Origin of the sequence: Bradyrhizobium sp. B025 (assembly GCF_042257955.1) — a bacterium.
Classification (GTDB): Bacteria; Pseudomonadota; Alphaproteobacteria; order Rhizobiales; family Xanthobacteraceae; genus Bradyrhizobium; species Bradyrhizobium diazoefficiens.
Window position 1 is genome coordinate 6,012,266 of record NZ_CP170150.1, and the last position, 16,313, is coordinate 6,028,578.

The window sequence follows — 16,313 nt, forward strand, 5'->3', positions numbered from 1 at the left end:
CTACCCTTCCGACATGCCGTAGCCGGACATGCGCTGGCGCACGCGTTCGATCTCAGCGCTAGAGAGCAGCGGCGGTTTCCCGATCTGGAGGCAGCCGTGATATTGCCGCGCCAGGGTCTCGACCTCGACAGCGAGCCACATCGCCTTGTCCAGCGTCTTGCCGATCGCGATCATGCCGTGATGGTCGAGCAGGCAGGCAAGCCGCCCCTCCAGCGCCCGCACCGCATGTTCGGACAGTTCCTCCGTTCCGAACGTGGCATAGGACGCGCAGCGGATGCTGTCGCCGCCTGCGGCCGCAATCATGTAGTGCACCGGCGGGATCTCCATGCCCATGATCGCCAGGATGGTGCAATAGGTCGGATGGGCATGGACCACGGCGCCGACGTCGGGCCGGGCCTTCAGGATGTCGCGGTGGAAGCGCCACTCGCTGGACGGCTTCTGATCGGGCGCGTGCGAGCCGTCCATCGCCATGAACACGATCTGGTCCGGCGTCATGGCCTCATAGGGCACGCTGGTCGGCGTGACCAGCAGCCCGTCCACATGCCGGACGCTGATATTGCCTGATGTGCCCTGGTTGATGCCGAGCGCATTCATGCGGCGGCAGGCGTCGATGATGGCCTGTCTCTTGGCGAGCTCGTCCACGGTCATCGACATCCCGATTTCATCTCGACTTCTTGGCGATGGGCGTTTGTCAGACCGGAAGTACGTCAAAGCAATATGGCAGCGCAAGCGAAAGCGACCGGACCGCCTGTCGTCTCGCCGGCCGGTCCGGCGCGGCACGAAATAGACCGTGAAATCAACGGATTAACGGATCGTCGCAACCCTACGGCAGGCTCGCCCGGACGGCCGCGATGCCGTTGATCACGAACTGCACGGAATAGGCGGCGAGCAGCATGCCGAGCACGCGCGAAAGCACGGCATTTCCGGTGCGCCCGAGGGTGCGGGCGATCAGGCTCGCGGACAGAAAGCACAGGATGCAGAGCAGGCACACCGAGAGGACGACCGCGATGATGATCGCGAGCCGCGCCCCGTAGCCGGCATCGCCCGTCAACAGCAATGTGGTCGCAATCGCACCGGGACCGGCCATCATGGGGATCGCCAGCGGAAACACCGCGACATCGGACGCGTGCTCCGAGGTCGCCTTGTCGGCCTCGCGGGCCTCGCGATGCGGGCGGTCGCCGAAGATCATCTGGTAGGAGACGCCGAACAGCAGCAGCCCGCCGGCGATCTGGAACGCGGGGATGCCGATCCCGAGCTGGCGCAACAGCCAGTTTCCGACCAGCGCGATCACCACCAGGATCGAGGCGGCGATCAGCGGCGCGCGCAGCGCGATCGTGCGCTTGACCGTGTCGGGCATGCCCCCGGTCGCGGCCAGGAAGGCCGGCGCAAGGCCGACGGGATCGACCACCAGCAGCAGCGTCACGAAGGCGGACAGGGCGAAGTCGAGCATGCGGCTGGGTCTCGCGCGAGGTGGGGCCGCAATCCATAACGGCTCGACGCGGCCTTCGCGAGGAACATTTGCCCTCGCAGAGTCTTGGTCGCGCGAGGATTGAGGAGGGCCTCGCCTTCCCGTGTCGCCTCAAGAGGAGGATTTATGGCCAAACGAGCAAAGAAACGTGCGAACGCGAAAAAGTCCGCGGCGCGCCGCCCGCGTCAGGCGCCGAAGATGTTGAGCGACCTGTTTCTGGAGACGCTGAAGGACATCTATTACGCCGAGAACAAGATCATCAAGACGCTGCCGAAGATGGCGAAGGCGGCTCACTCCAAGCAGCTGTCCGCCGCCTTCAACAAGCATCTGCGCGAGACGCAGGGCCAGGTCAAACGCCTTGACCAGATCTTCAAGATGCTGGGCAAGCCCGCGCGCGGCAAGCCCTGCGAGGCGATCAACGGCATCACCGACGAGGGCGCCGGGATCATGAAGGATTTCAAGAACGCCCCCGCCCTCGACGCCGGCCTGCTCGCCGCGGCGCAAGCCGTCGAGCACTACGAGATCTCCCGCTACGGCACGCTGCGCACCTGGGCCGAGGAGCTCGGCATGCCGGACGCCGCCAGGCTGCTCCAGGCGACGCTCGATGAGGAAGAGGCGACCGATCACACCCTGACCGAGCTCGCCACCTCCGTGATCAACCTCGAAGCGGAAGAAGAATACCGCGCCGCCGCCTGATCGGCGCGCCCCGGCCCAACTGTTGCCTACGACGCCGCGGAACATCTCCGCGGCGTCGCAGCGACTGATTGCAAGGGCCTCCTCGGGTTCGAGGGGACAGGCATGCTCCAAACGCGCGATGCTGGAATTTTGGGGAACCGTCCCCATATCCTCGTTTTCCAACCGCAGCGCCTTCCCCGAGTTTTGCCATGCAACCCAAAAATCCCCTCGACTGGATGCTGTCCGAAGCCCTGGACTCGCTGACCCGCGCCGAACGGCTGCGGCAGCAGTTCGGCCGCCAGGAAGCCTGCTGGGAGCCGCCGATCGACGTGCTCGAAACCGAGCATGAGCTTTTGATCCTGGTCGCGCTTCCCGGCGTCAATCCCGACAATGTCGAGACGGTGATCCATGACGGCGCGCTCGTCATCTCCGGCCAGCGCACCCTTCCGCCGGAGCTTCGCAACGCCCGCATCCACCGGCTCGAGCTGCCGCAGGGGCGTTTTGAGCGCCGCATTGCATTGCCCCTTGGCCGCTACGCCATCAGCCGCTTCGTGATGGACGGCTGCGTCGCGCTGCGCCTCGCCAAATCCTGAGGTCGATCATGGCCACCGAACAGATGAATAACGCACAGACCAATTCCACCGAGTCCGACGTGAAGATCCCCGACGACGCACTGATCATCATCCCCGTGCGCGAGATGGTGCTGTTTCCCGGCGCCATCGCGCCGATCGCGATCGCGCGGCCGAAGTCCGTCGCCGCCGCGCAGCAGGCGCTGCGCGAGCAGCGGCCGGTCGGCATCGTCCTGCAACGCAGCCCGGAGACCGAAGAGCCGGGGCCGGACGATCTCTATCGGGTCGCGACCATCGCCAACATCGTGCGCTACATCACCGCGCCCGACGGCACCCACCACATCGTCTGCCAGGGCGTGCAGCGCGCGCGCATCCTCGACTTCCTGCCGGGGACGCCGTTCCCGGCCGCGCGGATCCAGCAGATTCCGGAGCCGACCACGACCTCGCCCGAGATCGAGGCGCGCGCGCTGAATTTGCAGCGCCAGGCGATCGAGGCGATCGAGCTGCTGCCGCAGGCGCCGCCCGAGCTGGTCGCGATGTTCCAGAGCACCACCGCGCCCGGCGCGCTGGCGGACCTGGCGACGTCGTTCATGGACATCAAGCCGCAGGACAAGCAGGAAGTGCTGGAGACCATCGACCTCTCCTTGCGGGTCGAGAAGGTGTCGAAGCACCTGGCGGAGCGGCTGGAGGTGCTGCGCATCTCCAACGAGATCGGCCAGAAGACCCGCGCCAGCTTCGACGAGCGGCAGCGCGAGGCGATCCTGCGCGAGCAGATGGCGACCATCCAGCGCCAGCTCGGCGAAGGCGACGGCAAGGCGGCCGAGGTCGCCGAGCTGAACGCTGCCATCGCCCAGGCCAAGATGCCGCCGGAGGCCGAGGCGCACGCCAAAAAGGAGCTGCGCCGCTACGAGCGCATGCCCGAGGCCGCCGGCGAAGCCGGCATGGTCCGCACCTACCTCGACTGGCTGATCGAGCTGCCCTGGGCGCTGCCCGCGGAGAAGCCGATCGACATCAAGGAGGCGCGCCGCATCCTGGATGCCGATCATTTCGGCCTGGAGAAGATCAAGAGCCGGATCATCGAATATCTGGCGGTGCGCAAGCTCGCCCCGCAGGGCAAGGCGCCGATCCTGTGCTTCGTCGGCCCGCCCGGCGTCGGCAAGACCTCGCTCGGCCAGTCCATCGCACGCGCGATGGATCGCCCTTTCGTGCGCGTCAGCCTCGGCGGCGTGCATGACGAGGCCGAGATCCGCGGTCACCGGCGCACCTATATCGGCGCGCTGCCCGGCAACATCATCCAGGGCATCAAGAAGGCCGGTAGCCGGAATTGCGTCATGATGCTGGACGAGATCGACAAGATGGGCCGTGGGGTGCAGGGCGATCCTTCCGCCGCCATGCTGGAGGTGCTCGACCCCGAGCAGAACGGGACATTCCGGGACAATTACCTGGGCGTGCCCTTCGACCTGTCGCGCGTTGTCTTCATCGCGACCGCCAACATGCTGGACCAGATTCCGGGTCCGCTGCTGGACCGCATGGAGCTGATCAGCCTCGCCGGTTACACCGAGGACGAGAAGCTGGAGATCGCGAAGCGCTATCTGGTGCGGCGGCAGCTCGAGGCCAACGGCCTGACGGCCGAGCAGGCCGAGATCGAGCCGGACGCGCTGAAGCTGATCGTCAAGGGCTACACCCGCGAGGCCGGCGTGCGTAACCTCGAGCGCGAGATCGGCAAGGTGTTCCGCCATGCTGCGGTGCAGGTCGCCGAAGGCTCGGCTGCGAAGGTCGTTGTGACGGTGAAGGACATCGCCACCGTGCTCGGCCAGCCGCGCTTCGAAGGCGAGATCGCGCAACGCACCAGCATCCCGGGCGTAGCCACCGGCCTTGCCTGGACGCCGGTCGGCGGCGACATCCTGTTCATCGAGGCCTCGCGCGTGCCGGGCCGCGGCGGGATGATCCTGACCGGCCAGCTCGGCGACGTCATGCGCGAGAGCGTGCAGGCGGCGATGACGCTGGTGAAGAGCAGAGCCAGCCAGCTCGGCATCGATCCGCAGCTGTTCGAGAAAAGCGACATCCACGTTCACGTCCCGGCGGGCGCAACCCCGAAGGACGGACCGAGCGCGGGGGTCGCGATGTACACGGCGCTGACGTCACTGCTCACCAATCGCACGGTGCGCAGCGACACCGCGATGACCGGCGAGATCTCGCTGCGCGGCCTGGTGCTGCCGGTCGGCGGCATCAAGGAGAAGGTGGTGGCCGCGGCCGCCGCCGGCTTGAAGCGGGTGATGCTGCCGGCGCGCAACAAGCGGGACTACGACGACATCCCGAAGAGCGCGCGGGACAACCTCGAATTCATCTGGCTGGAGCGCGTCGACGAGGCCATCGCCGCAGCGCTCGAGCCGACCGAGGCCAAGGTCGAAGCGGCGGAGTGAATGCGATGAAGAAACTGCTGGAAAGAGCAAAGAGATCGCGCAAGACGCAGCGGCTGCGCCAGCTGCTCGATCGCGCCATCGACGGAGTTCGCGATGCGCTGGCGGGACCCGAGCCGCGGCTTCAGCCGGTCCCGGTCCGGGTCAAGCGCCGCAAAGGCTGACCCCCTCCGTTTCAGCCCTTGCGGTCGTCGAACATCAAAGGCCCCCTCTTTTCGAGGGGGCCTTTGCTTTATCAGGCCACGGCGTCCTTGGCAGCCTTGACCGGGCGAGCGCGGACGATCTTCCGGGCCGGCTTGGCCTTGAACATCATCTCCTCACCCGTGAACGGGTTGGTGCCCTTGCGTGCCTTGGTCGCGGGCTTCTTGATGACCACGAACTTGGCGAAGCCCGGCACCAGGAACAGGCCGTTCTTCTTGAGCTCCTTGTGACCGACGTCGGTCAGCGTCTCCATGACGCTCTTGACGTCGCGCTTGGAAAGCTCGGTGGCGGTCGCAATCTTTTCGATCAACTGCGATTTGGACATTTGGGCTGGCATCGTGTCTCCTCTGATTCGTTGCCGGTTGCATATTAGACCAACCGGCGAAGGCCTAGAGCCTTCTGCACAGTTATGTCGCGATTTTACGGGCTTTTTTGGCCCCCTGTGGCAAAAAACCCTGCTTTTTAGCTACTTCCGGAGCCGGAGGAGCCTCGGGCAGCGGATTTTACCTTGTTTCAAAGGCCCGCACGCAGCCTTGCTAAAGCTGATTCGCTGCTTTCGACAAGCGACGACCGGCCTCTTTGTGCAAGGAGGGGTGCGTTTCACCCTAGAAAATAAGGGTCGGATTGCACCGCAGCCGCTCCCTCTCCCCGTTTTTGCGGGGAGAACTGAGGAGGCGTCGGCTAGACGCGCTCGATAATGATGGCGGGCGCCATGCCGCCGGCGGCACACATGGTGACGAGGCCGCGCTTCAGGTCGCGCCGCTCGAGCTCGTCGAGCACGGTGCCGATCAGGATCGAGCCGGTCGCGCCGATGGGATGGCCGAGCGCGATCGAGCCGCCATTGACGTTGACCTTGGCGCGGTCGAGCTTGAGGTCGCGGATGTATTTTTCCGCGACCACCGCGAAGGCCTCGTTGATCTCGAACAGGTCGATGTCGTCGATGGTGAGCCCCGCCTTCGCCAGCACCTTGCGCGTCGCCGGCACCGGCGCGTTCAGCATCAAGGTCGGCGAGTCCCCCATGTTCGCCATCGCCACCACGCGGGCGCGGGCTTTAAGGCCATGCGCCTTGGCGTAGGCCGGCGAGGCCAGGAGGATCGCGGCGGCACCGTCGACGACGCCGGATGAATTGCCGGCGTGGTGCACGAAGTCGATGTTCAGATCCGGATATTTCTGCAGGATCAGGCCGCGATAGGTCGTGCCCTTGTCGTCGAGCACATAATCCGCGATCGCGGGAAATGCGGGCTTCAGCGCGCTCAGGCCTTCCATCGTGGTCTGCGGCCGCGGATACTCTTCGTGGTCGAGCGCGAGGCTGCCGTCCTCGCGATGAACCGGCACGAGGCTCTTCTTGAAGTGCCCGTTCGCGGTCGCATGCGCGGCGCGCTTCTGGCTCTCCAGCCCGAGCGCGTCGACGTCCCGTCGCGTGATGCCTTCCATGGTCGCGATCGCATCGGCGCAGACGCCCTGATGCGACTGCGGATGCCGCGCACGCAGGCGCAGATTGCCGCCGTCCATCATCATCGGACCGCCGCCGCGGCGTCCCTCCATCGACATCATCTCGCAACCGCCGGCGATGACGAGGTCTTCGGCGCCCGCCATGATCGAGGATGCCGCCATGTTGACGCTGGTGATGCCGCTTCCGCAGAAGCGGTCGAGCGTCACCGCGCTGGCGCGCACGTCGTAGCCGGCATCGAGCGCCGACATCCGGCCGAGATCGCCGCTTTGTGTTGCGACCTGCGCGCTGCAGCCCCAGACGATGTCGTCGACGTCGGCGGTATTGATGCCGGTGCGATCGGCGAGCGCGCGCAGCACGGTTGCGCCGAGTTGCTGCGGATGAATGCCCGAGAGCGCTCCCTTGCCGGCCTTGCCGACGCCCCGCGGTGTCCGGCAGGTATCGATGATCAGCGCGTCAGCCATTGGCGTTGTCCTCTTGTTATGAGTGTTGAGAGGCGTTGTGAATCAGGGGGAGAGTTGAGTCAATGCGCGGTGCCTCCCCTTCGCCTCTCCCCGCTTGCGGGGAGAGGCCGGATTTTACGCGTAGCGGAAAATCCGGGTGAGGGGGAGCTTCGGCAAGGACGGTGACAGATGGACTCGCGGAGAGTCCCCCTCACCCGGAATTTGCTGCCGCAAATTCCGGCCTCTCCCCGCACGCGGGGAGAGGCGAAGGCACCGAGACCGCAGCTACACCCCCGCCGCGTTCCTCGCGATCACGTTGCGGTAGTAGTTCGCGCTGAGCTTTGGCGTACGGACCTGGGTGTCGAAATTGACGTGATAGAGCCCGAAGCGCTTGCTGAGCCCGAACACCCATTCAAAGTTGTCCATCAGGCTCCAGAGGAAATAGCCGCGCACCGGCACGCCTTCGGCGGTTGCGCGCTGGAGCTGGGCGAGATAGTTGCGCAGGTACATGATGCGGTCGGTGTCGTAGATCTTGCCGTCTGGCGTCACCACGTCGTCACCGGAGGTGCCGTTCTCGCTGATGTAGATCGCATCCGTCTTCCAGATCTTGGCCGCCAGCTTCGGCACCCAGTAGATCGTCTCCGGCGCGACGCGGAGCCAGTCCGAGTTCATGTGCGGAAAGGATTTCGGGATCGGCAGCGGCATGAAGCCGGCGCCCTGGTCGGACGGCACCACATAGTTCTGCGGCGCGTAGATGTTGAGACCGAGGAAGTCGACCGGCGAGGAGATGATCTTCAGCTCCGCGTCGGTGTATTTCGGCGCATTGGCGCCGGCGTATTTCAGGAAGGCCTCGGTGTAGCTGCCGGTCATGATGACGTTGAGATAACCCGCGTTCATCTCGCGTAGCGCGATCTCGGCGGCGCGGACATGCTCGGGCGTGTCGATCGCGGGAACGCAGACGTCGATGTTCTCGGCCGGCCCGATCCTGGTGCCGCGGCGGCCATGGGCGCGCACCGCCTGCACCGCGAGCCCATGCGCGAGCGCGCTGTTGTGCCTGACCTGGTTGACCTCTCCTTGCGGAAGCGTCACGCCGGGCGCATCGATGCCGAGCCCATAGCCGAACTGCACGAAGCGGCCGCTCTCGTTCAGCGTGAACACGTTCTTGACGCGGTCGGTCAGACGCTCGGCGACATAGGCGGCATAGTCGCCGAAGATCTTGCAGGTCTCCGTCGAGCGCCAGCCGCCGAAGCGGTCCTGGAGCGATTGCGGCAGGTCCCAATGATAGAGCGTCATCCACGGCTCGATGCCGTTCTTGAGCAGCTCGTCGACCAGGCGATTGTAGAAGTCGAGGCCCCCGGGGTTCGGCTTGCCGTCGCCGTCGGGAAACACCCGCGGCCATGCGATCGAGAAGCGGTAGGCCTTGCAGCCAAGCTCCTTGATGAGCGCGATATCCTCCTTGTAGCGGTGATAGTGCTCGTTGGCGCGATCCCCGGTCGAGCCGTCCTCGATCTTGCCGGGGATGCGGACGAACCTGTCCCAGATCGAGGCCCCTCGCCCGCCCTCGTTGACGGCGCCCTCGACCTGGTAGGACGAGGTCGCCGTGCCCCAGAGAAAGCCTTCCGGAAAGCCGCTGTCGCGCGAGGCCGCGGCCGCCGGCTTGGCGTCGGCGCCGTCCAGAGGGTTTGCGATTGCCGCCGCGGACAATCCCGCCAGCGCGGCAAACTGGCGACGCGAGACCTTGTCCGACATGTGATGCTGCCCCCGGGATGATGCTGGTGCGGCGGCACAATGACCGGTCGCGGGCGGTTTGAGAAGCGAGCTTTGAGGAAGGCCGGATGCAGAATTGCGCCGCCCGGGGTCGCGACATAAGGATGCGGGCGACCCGGCCGGCCGGCGAAGCGCTCCCGCGATCAGCGCGAGCGCTTGGGAAGCTTTGGAAGCTTGCGGGGATTGAACGCAGGGAGCTGTCCGGCTTGTTCAGGCGCCGCCGGCTTCTGTTCCGTCAGAATGAGCGTTCCATGGAGGATCATTCCCGGCACTTGTTGCGCCGTCGCCGTGTAGGTCGCGATCTTGCCGGGGCAGTGTCCCTCGATGTCCAGCGTGAGTTCATCATCGACGCCGAAGACCGTCGCACGTCCATCGGTATGACGTTTCGTCAACACGGTTGCGGTGAAGCGATCGCCGTCGACCTGGCAGGAGCCGTGATACGTCATCAGGCTGTCACGGCCCCAAATCTGGCCGTCTGCGACATGGACGATACCGGTCCCCTGATCGAGGGGCGTCTTGTACCACGCCGTGTAGGTGCCATCCTTCAGCATGGGAGCAGTCTCCCCTCGTAGTCCCCCGCAAACAATCCGCATGATTAGCGCTAAGAAAGCGTTAATCGCGCGGCCCGTGCCAATCCGGTCGGTCCCTGCGCAGCTCGGCTTCAAGATCCTCGATGATGCTATGAAGCAGACACGCGGCAAGCGGGTCGGTCACTTCCCGTTCCAGATGCCGATAACGCGCGATCCGGGATTCCTGCTCTCTCAACTGGTGCTCTGTCATCAGACGGGCCCTCCGGCAAACCGACGCGCAGACAACCAGACAGTTTCGTTAAAATTTTCGGATCATTTGCCATGGTTTCCGGTCAGTTAAGAGCGACTCGGCGTCAGGCTTTACCCGCGCGCGGCATGCGGCAGTCAGAGCCAAAGACGCACGCCGGTCATGTCCCCGCTCCCTCACCTGCCCGGCCGGCCAACGCGCGGCTGACCAAACGGTCGGCCGCCCCCATGAGGGCGGCCGCATAGGACGGCTCGCTGGCTGTCGGGCTCGGCAGGATGGCCTCCGCCCTGTTGTTGAACATCGCGCCGCTGCGGCCATCGAGGTCGCGCGACACCAATAGCGGGACCAGCCGCGCGGCGTATGTATCCGGCTCGATCATCATGAAGCTGGTCAGCCATTCCACGACGGCGACAAGCGCGCGCGACCCGAGCAGATTGGCGCGGATGTTGGTCCTGACGAAGCCGGGGTTGAGGCCGAAGACATCGACGTCGGGAAAACGCCTGGCGGCCTGAAGGACAAGCACCTCGTTTCCGGACACGGTGTTCGAGTGTGCGGAGAAGCGCCTGTAACCTTGTTCCGAGTTGAGGTCGTCGACATCGGCCTTCTGCTCTGTGCCCGGAAATCCCATGACGAAGATGCGGGGCCTCAGGTCGGTCCTCGTCCGGTCCTTGCCGATACGCGGTGCGATCTCGTTCAGGATGACGAGGCGGCTCAAATAGCTGACGGCAAGATCGCGTTCGATGCCTTCGGGTGTCACCTCGCGTTTGGGGCCGGCCATGATGCCGGTCGTGAAGACGACGATGTCGATGTTTCCGGCGGGCAGCTCGGCGCCGATCCGCCTCGCATCCCGCATCGAGCTCAAATTGGCCCTCAAGAACGTGATGCGCGGCACCTCCTGATCGCGGAAAGTCTGACCGACGACCAGGACATTCGCGCCCTTCGCCGCAAATTGATGACTGAGCGCGCGACCGATGCCGCCGGTGCCACCGATCACCGCGACATTCAGTCCGTTGAGCCGGAGGCTTTCGAGCGGCGGCGGAGTGACATTCTGGCTCTTGTCCAATTCCACGCGTTTCATTGCAGGTCTGCCTTCCGCAAGCATTGATGAAGAACAGCCGCCGCACCACGAATGCGGTGCAGGATCGATGACTCAGACGGCCGCAATCGCGTCCAATGCGGGATAGTCGGTGTACCCGCGGGCGGTGCCGCCGAAGAACGTCGTGCGATCGGCCTCGTTCAGGAGCGCGCCGGATTTCAGGCGCGCGATGAAATCGGGATTTGCCAGGATCATCTGGCCATATGCTTCCAGATCGGCCAGTCCCGCAGCGACGTCGGAGCCGATGCGATCGCGCGGACGCCCCGGCCTGTTCACGATCAGCTTGCCGCGCCACAGCCTGCGCAGATCGGCCAGAAGGCGCTCGTCGCCCTGATGCATGATGTGAAGGTAGGCGAGCGAGAGCTTGTCGAGCTCGCCGACCAGATGGCGATAAAGATCCGGTCCTTCGGCGCCTTCATCGATGCCCCACATCGTGATGCCAGGCGACAGGCGGATCGCCGTCCTGTCCGCGCCGATCTCCCCGGCGATGGCGGTGGCCACCTCGATGGCGAAACGTGCGCGATTTTCGATGGAGCCGCCATATGCGTCGGTTCTTGTGTTCGCGCTCGGCGCAATGAACTGCTGCACCAGATATCCATTGGCGCCATGGATCTCGACGCCGTCAGCCCCCGCCGCAATGGCGTGGCGCGCGGCGTCGCGGAAGTCGGCGACGGTCCGGCGCACGTCATCGGTCGCGAGCGACCGCGGCTGCGGGATATCCTGCATGCCCTTCGGCGTGAAGATCGGCGTATCAGGCGCGATCGCGGACGGGGCCACACCCTGCCGGTGATGCGGCGTGTTATCTGGATGCGACATGCGTCCGGCATGCATGAGCTGGATGAAGATATGGCCGCCCTTGCCGTGGACGGCGTCCGTAACCTTGCGCCAGCCGGCGACATGTGCGGGCGTGTAGATGCCCGGCGTTGTCATGTAGCCCTGCCCGTCATCGGATGGCTGCGTACCCTCGGTGACGATCAGTCCAACCCCGGCGCGCTGCGCGTAATATTCGGCGGCGAGGCCGCCGGGAACGCCATCGGCATCGGCGCGCGACCGCGTCATAGGCGCCATGACCAAGCGGTTCGAAAGCTCAAGTCCACCGATGCGGACGGGACTGAATAGCGAGTTCATGGCGGGTTCCTTCTCGAAGACGACTGAGAAGGGAGATGGACCCTCCACCTAATGGAATAAATACCGTATAATGGATCAGATTGATCCATATATGGGATAATGACATGGAGCTGTTGAACGACATGGCGCTCTTCGTGGAGGTCGTGAAGGCCAGGAGTTTCCGAGGCGCAGCCGCGACGCTCGACATGCCCAACTCGACCCTGTCGCGACGGATCAGCCTGCTCGAGAAGGAAATCGGGTTGCGCCTGCTGAACCGGACGACGCGCAGGGTCGAATTGACCGAAGCCGGCCAGCTCTATTTCGAGCGCTGCAAGCGCATCGTCGACGAGGCGCGACTGGCGCACGAGCAACTCGGCGAGATGCTGGCGCGGCCGAGCGGACTGCTGCGCGTCTCACTGCCGGTGGACTTCGCCAACACCTATCTGGCCCCGCTGATCACCGAATTCGCGCAGCATTATCCCGGTATCGATTTCGAATTCGACCTGACGCCGCGGCGCGTCGATCTGGTTTCCGAGCCGTACGATCTGGCGATCCGCATCGGAGAATCCGCGGCGTCCCACATGATCGCACGGCCGCTCGCCCGCCTGCACGGCAATCTCTACGCCTCGCCGCGCTATCTCGAACTCAACGGCGAGCCGCGCGAACCGGCCGATCTTGCACGCCATCAATGTCTCTGTCAGACGAGGGTGAGCACATGGACGCTGCACAACGGAACGCAAACGGTCGAAGCCGAAATTGCCGGCCGTTTCCACCTCAACAGCGTTGGCATGCTCCGCCGCCTCGCGACGCTCGACATGGGCATTGCTTTCACGCCGCAGGAAATCGTCGCCGACGAAGTCGCATCCGGCCGGCTGCGCCGCATTCTACCGCAATGGCAGGGCTTGCCCATGACCATCTACGCCGTGACCGAGACCAGACTGCTCCCCGCCAAGACGCAGCGCTTCATCGAGTTTCTGCGCGAACGGCTGAGCCGGGGGTAGATCGTGCCGCTCCAACCTCCCGTCTGCAGATCGCGCGTCGAGTTCACGCTTGCGAAAGATTGAGGCCCAAGCGAATCCACGATGTCACGGCACGTCGCCGGCCTTGCGACTCCCGCCGATGCTGTGCGGCTTGTTGAGGAAGAACTCCCGATTGCCGAGAGCGGCCTCCGCGTATTGATCGATCGCGACCTGGATGGCCTCGATGTGCATCCGGCACCAACCTTCGTAGCAAGACAGGCGCCGCGCATGATCGAGCGCCTTCAGGAATTCCGGCGGCTCCTGCATGTCGGAGAAGTAGGTCGGCCTCTCCCCCTTCATGCCCGTGCCACCTCTCGCGGCGGGACAAGACGGCGCTTCTCGGCATGGACGCGCGGCGGCGTCGGCCGCCGGCGGGGAATGAAGAGGCTGGCGACGACAATCGGGTCGGTGTCACCAAGGGCGGCTCGCTCCTGGACGAGCCCGCTCATCACCGTGCGCATCTTCATGACCTCGTGGGCCACGAAAGTGCAGTCCTCGTCCCGGTTGATCTGTTCATGCATGATCGCTTCAGCCTCACGCATGCTGACACGTAACGCTCTGATAACTCTACGGATTTCACTGATGCGGTTGTCCATGGCTCGCTCCCTGGCTGGACGGCCAGCATAAGAACAAATCATGAACATCGTGTCAATCGGCCTAAGGTAGAACAGGTCGGTGCCGACACCCCATGACGAGCCTGGCGAAAGGTCGATCCGCCGAACTCAGAATGTCACCCGCATCCCCGCATAGAACGCGCGCGGCCTTGCCGGGCTCAGCGAGCGCGGGTCGGTGAATTCTGCGCCGCCATTGGTGAAGTTGGGCAAGGCTTCGCGGTCGAAGAACTGTCCGTAGGTCGCGTAACGCTTGTCGAAGATGTTGTCGACCTTGCCATAGAGCTGGATGTTCTTCGCGACCTGGTACGAGGTGTGGAGATTGAACACCGTGTAGGACGGCAGCTTCGAATACTGGTTGGACTCGTCGCCGACGAAATACTGGCTCGAGACGAACAGCGCATTGCCCCCGACTTTCCAGACGTCGGTGACGTTGTAGTCGATGCCGACCTTGACCCGGTGGCGCGGGATCGCGGGAATCTGGTCGCCGGGCAGGACCTGGATGGTCTCGGTCACGGGATCCCTGAACGGACTTTCGGAGCCGAGCTCGAAAGCGTCGAGATAGCGTGCGTCGACGAACGCATAGCTCGCCTGGAACTGGAGCGTGGGCGATTTGATGTTGACCTCGGCCTCGAGCCCCTGACGCCGCGTCCTGCCGACATTGGTGAAATAGCCGAAGCCGGTGCGCCCCACTGCGGGAACGGCGACGATGTCGTCGTAGTTGGTGGCGCGGAACGCACCGACTTTCCATCCGAGCGTACCGATGTTCAGCTCCTTGGTACCGCGGAAGCCGGCCTCCACGGTCTTGGACACGACTTGCTTCAGCGGCGGGTCCGAAACCAGAAACGCCGCGAGCAGGCAGGGCCGGACCGGGTCGGCGCAGCCGAGCTCGAGCGGCGTGGGCACGCGATTGGCCTCGGAATAGCCGGCATAGGCGGTCAGCTCGGGCGTGATCTTGTAGGTGCCGCCGATCACCGGATTGAAGCGGGTGAAGGTGTGATCGCCGTTGAGACTGGTGCCGAGCTGATCCTCCAGCGTGATGCGCGCCACGTTGAAGCGGCCGCCGCCGGTGATGGCGAGCGCATCCGTGACGTTGAACGTGTCCATCGCGTAGAGGCCGTTATATTGATTGACGGTCCGCAGCGAGACCGGACCTGCGACGGTGTCAGGTACGCCTGTCGGTCCCAGGAAGAGGCCGCTACCGCTGACGACGTAGTTTTCTCCCATCGTGCCGATCTCGGCGGTCGCATTGTAGCGCGTGACACTGGCGTCGTAGCTTGTGCCCATCACGAAGCGGTTGTCGTGCCCGAACAGTTGATCGGTGTTGGTGGCCTGCCCCGACACGCCGAAGCTGGTCGACCGTATCGAGCTGCGGTCGATCTCGCCGAGGATCGTTCCCGGCGCAAAAGGATTGGCGAGCTGCACACCGTTGGTACCGTTCGCGGGCGTGGTGTCATTGCCGAAGCAAAGCAGCGTTGGATCCGCACCGCATTCCTGCACATCGGTCGGGTTGCCGTCGACCAGCTTCTGCTCGTATCTGCGCAGATGCGCGGTGCCTTCCAGCGTCCAGGTCGGCGTCGCATCGACCTTTCCGGTGAAATTGAGATAGCCGACGCGGTTGCTTGTGGTCTGCGGCGTCGTGTAGGTCGCGCCCCAATACTTGTCGAGCAGCTCGGCCGGAACGGTGGCGCTGGCCCCGAAATCGTTCTTGGCGATGCCCATGTTGGCGTGGAATTCGCTGTCGCCGGCCTTGTAGCCGACATCGCCGTAGAAGCGACGCACGTCCGATTGGGAGAAATTGCGGAAGCCGTTGTCGTGCAGGCCTTCGAGCGCGGCGTAGACGCCGTAATTCTTGTCGACCTGCTTGCCCCATTGCGCCGAGCCCTGGATGCGGCCGAACGAGCCGCCCATGACGTCGAGCTCGGCCCCCTGATAGGTGAAGCCGTCCTTCATCTGCAGATTGAGGGCCCCGCCGAGCGCGTTGAGGCCGAAGGCGGGATTGTTGGTCACCAGCGTCACCGACCTGATCGCGGCGGTCGGGATCAGGTCCCAGTTGACCGCGTCCGAGAAGGCTTCGTTGATGCGGACGCCGTTCTGGTACACGGCAAGGCCCTGCGGCGTGCCCGTCACAGGCGAGGCAACGAAGCCGCGGAATTCGACATCCGGCTGAAACGGATTGCCGGTGACTTCGGTGATATTTACGCCGGCGATGTTGTCGCGCAGCGCGTCGGTGACGTTGAGCGAGCCGGTCCGCTTGATCTGGTTGGCATCGACGGCGTTGATGGCCGACGGAACCTTGTCGACATCGAGACCCCTGCCGGTGCCCGGCGCGGTCGGGTAGACGTAGATGCGCGTCTTGGGGCTGCTCGACGACGATGCTCCTGCTTGCGCCACCGGCCGCGACGGCACGTTGCGCCTTGTCGTCGCGGGCGGCGGCGCCGTCACCTCGACCGGCGGCAGGTTCTGAACGTTGGTCTCCTCATCCTGCGCAGCCCCGGCAGGGCCCGCAACGACCACCCCCGACAGCAGCCCTGTCGAAACCGAAGCCATCAACAAATGACGCTTGAACCAAAGACGCTTGACCATCCCAGCCTTCCCATCCGTGACCACGGGCTGTTTTGATTTTCGCCGTTTGGTCGAGACGAGTGTATTCGGCAGCAGCTCACGCGCCAGCCACAAAAGATCGGGCAATATCCGCGCCCGTTTTCCC

At 64.6% G+C, this 16,313-nt stretch carries 17 protein-coding genes; 5 read left to right on the plus strand and 12 right to left on the minus strand.

The features are described from left to right. Both ACE10W_RS28215 and ACE10W_RS28220 read right to left on the minus strand, forming a co-directional pair. Window positions 1–654 (minus strand): class II aldolase/adducin family protein, encoded by a 654-nt coding sequence (locus ACE10W_RS28215; RefSeq protein ID WP_271552144.1) that lies wholly within the window; start codon window positions 652–654, stop codon window positions 1–3. A 169-nt stretch (window positions 655–823) separates the two neighbouring features. Further along, on the minus strand, window positions 824–1,450 hold the full coding sequence (locus ACE10W_RS28220) for a MarC family protein (RefSeq protein WP_271552143.1): 627 nt from the start codon (window positions 1,448–1,450) through the stop codon (window positions 824–826). A 144-nt stretch (window positions 1,451–1,594) separates the two neighbouring features. On the opposite strand from ACE10W_RS28220, the gene ACE10W_RS28225 reads away from it, so the two are divergent. The 4 genes from ACE10W_RS28225 (at window position 1,595) to ACE10W_RS28240 (ending at window position 5,296) form a co-directional block, all read left to right on the plus strand. Then, window positions 1,595–2,164 carry a ferritin-like domain-containing protein gene (locus ACE10W_RS28225; RefSeq protein WP_097532440.1) on the plus strand — a complete coding sequence of 190 codons (570 nt, stop codon included), beginning with the start codon at window positions 1,595–1,597 and terminating at the stop codon, window positions 2,162–2,164. A 188-nt stretch (window positions 2,165–2,352) separates the two neighbouring features. Further along, the gene (locus tag ACE10W_RS28230; RefSeq protein ID WP_011088914.1) at window positions 2,353–2,736 is read left to right on the plus strand and encodes an Hsp20/alpha crystallin family protein; all 384 of its coding nucleotides are present in this window, start codon (window positions 2,353–2,355) and stop codon (window positions 2,734–2,736) included. 8 nt (window positions 2,737–2,744) lie between these two features. After that, window positions 2,745–5,135 carry an endopeptidase La gene (gene lon, locus ACE10W_RS28235; RefSeq protein WP_271552142.1) on the plus strand — a complete coding sequence of 797 codons (2,391 nt, stop codon included), beginning with the start codon at window positions 2,745–2,747 and terminating at the stop codon, window positions 5,133–5,135. Between the two features lie 5 nt (window positions 5,136–5,140). Continuing rightward, a complete protein-coding gene (locus ACE10W_RS28240) occupies window positions 5,141–5,296 on the plus strand; it encodes a hypothetical protein (RefSeq protein WP_192816599.1) in 156 nt (51 codons plus the stop codon). 71 nt (window positions 5,297–5,367) lie between these two features. Here the strand turns inward: ACE10W_RS28240 and ACE10W_RS28245 are convergent, their stop codons facing one another. From ACE10W_RS28245 to ACE10W_RS28275, 7 genes are all read right to left on the minus strand, one after another. Next, a complete protein-coding gene (locus tag ACE10W_RS28245) occupies window positions 5,368–5,670 on the minus strand; it encodes an HU family DNA-binding protein (protein ID WP_008139488.1) in 303 nt (100 codons plus the stop codon). Window positions 5,671–6,014: 344 nt separating this feature from the next. Continuing rightward, window positions 6,015–7,247 (minus strand): acetyl-CoA C-acetyltransferase, encoded by a 1,233-nt coding sequence (locus tag ACE10W_RS28250; protein WP_271552141.1) that lies wholly within the window; start codon window positions 7,245–7,247, stop codon window positions 6,015–6,017. 264 nt (window positions 7,248–7,511) lie between these two features. After that, complete coding sequence (locus ACE10W_RS28255; RefSeq protein WP_271552140.1) at window positions 7,512–8,975, minus strand: GH1 family beta-glucosidase; 1,464 nt, start codon at window positions 8,973–8,975, stop codon at window positions 7,512–7,514. A gap of 161 nt (window positions 8,976–9,136) precedes the next feature. After that, window positions 9,137–9,544, minus strand: coding sequence for a hypothetical protein (locus ACE10W_RS28260; RefSeq protein ID WP_271552139.1), 408 nt, complete (start codon window positions 9,542–9,544; stop codon window positions 9,137–9,139). A 61-nt stretch (window positions 9,545–9,605) separates the two neighbouring features. Next, on the minus strand, window positions 9,606–9,773 hold the full coding sequence (locus ACE10W_RS28265; RefSeq protein WP_165448169.1) for a hypothetical protein: 168 nt from the start codon (window positions 9,771–9,773) through the stop codon (window positions 9,606–9,608). Window positions 9,774–9,930: 157 nt separating this feature from the next. After that, window positions 9,931–10,848, minus strand: a complete 918-nt coding sequence (locus ACE10W_RS28270) for an SDR family NAD(P)-dependent oxidoreductase (RefSeq protein WP_271552138.1) — start codon at window positions 10,846–10,848, stop codon at window positions 9,931–9,933. A gap of 72 nt (window positions 10,849–10,920) precedes the next feature. Then, window positions 10,921–11,994: an alkene reductase gene (locus ACE10W_RS28275; RefSeq protein WP_028174386.1), complete on the minus strand. Its 1,074-nt coding sequence runs from the start codon at window positions 11,992–11,994 to the stop codon at window positions 10,921–10,923. 104 nt (window positions 11,995–12,098) lie between these two features. Here ACE10W_RS28275 and ACE10W_RS28280 point away from each other — a divergent pair, with 104 nt between their 5' ends. Then, complete coding sequence (locus ACE10W_RS28280) at window positions 12,099–12,974, plus strand: LysR family transcriptional regulator (RefSeq protein ID WP_271552137.1); 876 nt, start codon at window positions 12,099–12,101, stop codon at window positions 12,972–12,974. 84 nt (window positions 12,975–13,058) lie between these two features. On the opposite strand, the gene ACE10W_RS28285 is transcribed toward ACE10W_RS28280, so the two are convergent. From ACE10W_RS28285 to ACE10W_RS28295, 3 genes are all read right to left on the minus strand, one after another. Next, window positions 13,059–13,292, minus strand: coding sequence for a hypothetical protein (locus tag ACE10W_RS28285; RefSeq protein ID WP_027546492.1), 234 nt, complete (start codon window positions 13,290–13,292; stop codon window positions 13,059–13,061). Further along, a complete protein-coding gene (locus ACE10W_RS28290; protein ID WP_028174385.1) occupies window positions 13,289–13,588 on the minus strand; it encodes a hypothetical protein in 300 nt (99 codons plus the stop codon). The genes ACE10W_RS28285 and ACE10W_RS28290 overlap by 4 nt, the downstream gene beginning before the upstream one ends. Window positions 13,589–13,714: 126 nt before the next feature. Then, complete coding sequence (locus ACE10W_RS28295; protein ID WP_271552136.1) at window positions 13,715–16,189, minus strand: TonB-dependent receptor; 2,475 nt, start codon at window positions 16,187–16,189, stop codon at window positions 13,715–13,717. Between the last annotated feature and the right edge of the window lie 124 nt (window positions 16,190–16,313).

What these genes read in the sequence shown, in the direction of transcription:
- ACE10W_RS28215 (WP_271552144.1), bottom strand. Translation starts at nt 654, where the DNA reads ATGTCGATGACCGTGGACGAGCTCGCCAAGAGACAGGCCATCATCGAC.
- ACE10W_RS28220 (WP_271552143.1), bottom strand. Translation starts at nt 1,450, where the DNA reads ATGCTCGACTTCGCCCTGTCCGCCTTCGTGACGCTGCTGCTGGTGGTC.
- ACE10W_RS28225 (WP_097532440.1), top strand. Translation starts at nt 1,595, where the DNA reads ATGGCCAAACGAGCAAAGAAACGTGCGAACGCGAAAAAGTCCGCGGCG.
- ACE10W_RS28230 (WP_011088914.1), top strand. Translation starts at nt 2,353, where the DNA reads ATGCAACCCAAAAATCCCCTCGACTGGATGCTGTCCGAAGCCCTGGAC.
- lon (WP_271552142.1), top strand. Translation starts at nt 2,745, where the DNA reads ATGGCCACCGAACAGATGAATAACGCACAGACCAATTCCACCGAGTCC.
- ACE10W_RS28240 (WP_192816599.1), top strand. Translation starts at nt 5,141, where the DNA reads ATGAAGAAACTGCTGGAAAGAGCAAAGAGATCGCGCAAGACGCAGCGG.
- ACE10W_RS28245 (WP_008139488.1), bottom strand. Translation starts at nt 5,670, where the DNA reads ATGCCAGCCCAAATGTCCAAATCGCAGTTGATCGAAAAGATTGCGACC.
- ACE10W_RS28250 (WP_271552141.1), bottom strand. Translation starts at nt 7,247, where the DNA reads ATGGCTGACGCGCTGATCATCGATACCTGCCGGACACCGCGGGGCGTC.
- ACE10W_RS28255 (WP_271552140.1), bottom strand. Translation starts at nt 8,975, where the DNA reads ATGTCGGACAAGGTCTCGCGTCGCCAGTTTGCCGCGCTGGCGGGATTG.
- ACE10W_RS28260 (WP_271552139.1), bottom strand. Translation starts at nt 9,544, where the DNA reads ATGCTGAAGGATGGCACCTACACGGCGTGGTACAAGACGCCCCTCGAT.
- ACE10W_RS28265 (WP_165448169.1), bottom strand. Translation starts at nt 9,773, where the DNA reads ATGACAGAGCACCAGTTGAGAGAGCAGGAATCCCGGATCGCGCGTTAT.
- ACE10W_RS28270 (WP_271552138.1), bottom strand. Translation starts at nt 10,848, where the DNA reads ATGAAACGCGTGGAATTGGACAAGAGCCAGAATGTCACTCCGCCGCCG.
- ACE10W_RS28275 (WP_028174386.1), bottom strand. Translation starts at nt 11,994, where the DNA reads ATGAACTCGCTATTCAGTCCCGTCCGCATCGGTGGACTTGAGCTTTCG.
- ACE10W_RS28280 (WP_271552137.1), top strand. Translation starts at nt 12,099, where the DNA reads ATGGAGCTGTTGAACGACATGGCGCTCTTCGTGGAGGTCGTGAAGGCC.
- ACE10W_RS28285 (WP_027546492.1), bottom strand. Translation starts at nt 13,292, where the DNA reads ATGAAGGGGGAGAGGCCGACCTACTTCTCCGACATGCAGGAGCCGCCG.
- ACE10W_RS28290 (WP_028174385.1), bottom strand. Translation starts at nt 13,588, where the DNA reads ATGGACAACCGCATCAGTGAAATCCGTAGAGTTATCAGAGCGTTACGT.
- ACE10W_RS28295 (WP_271552136.1), bottom strand. Translation starts at nt 16,189, where the DNA reads ATGGTCAAGCGTCTTTGGTTCAAGCGTCATTTGTTGATGGCTTCGGTT.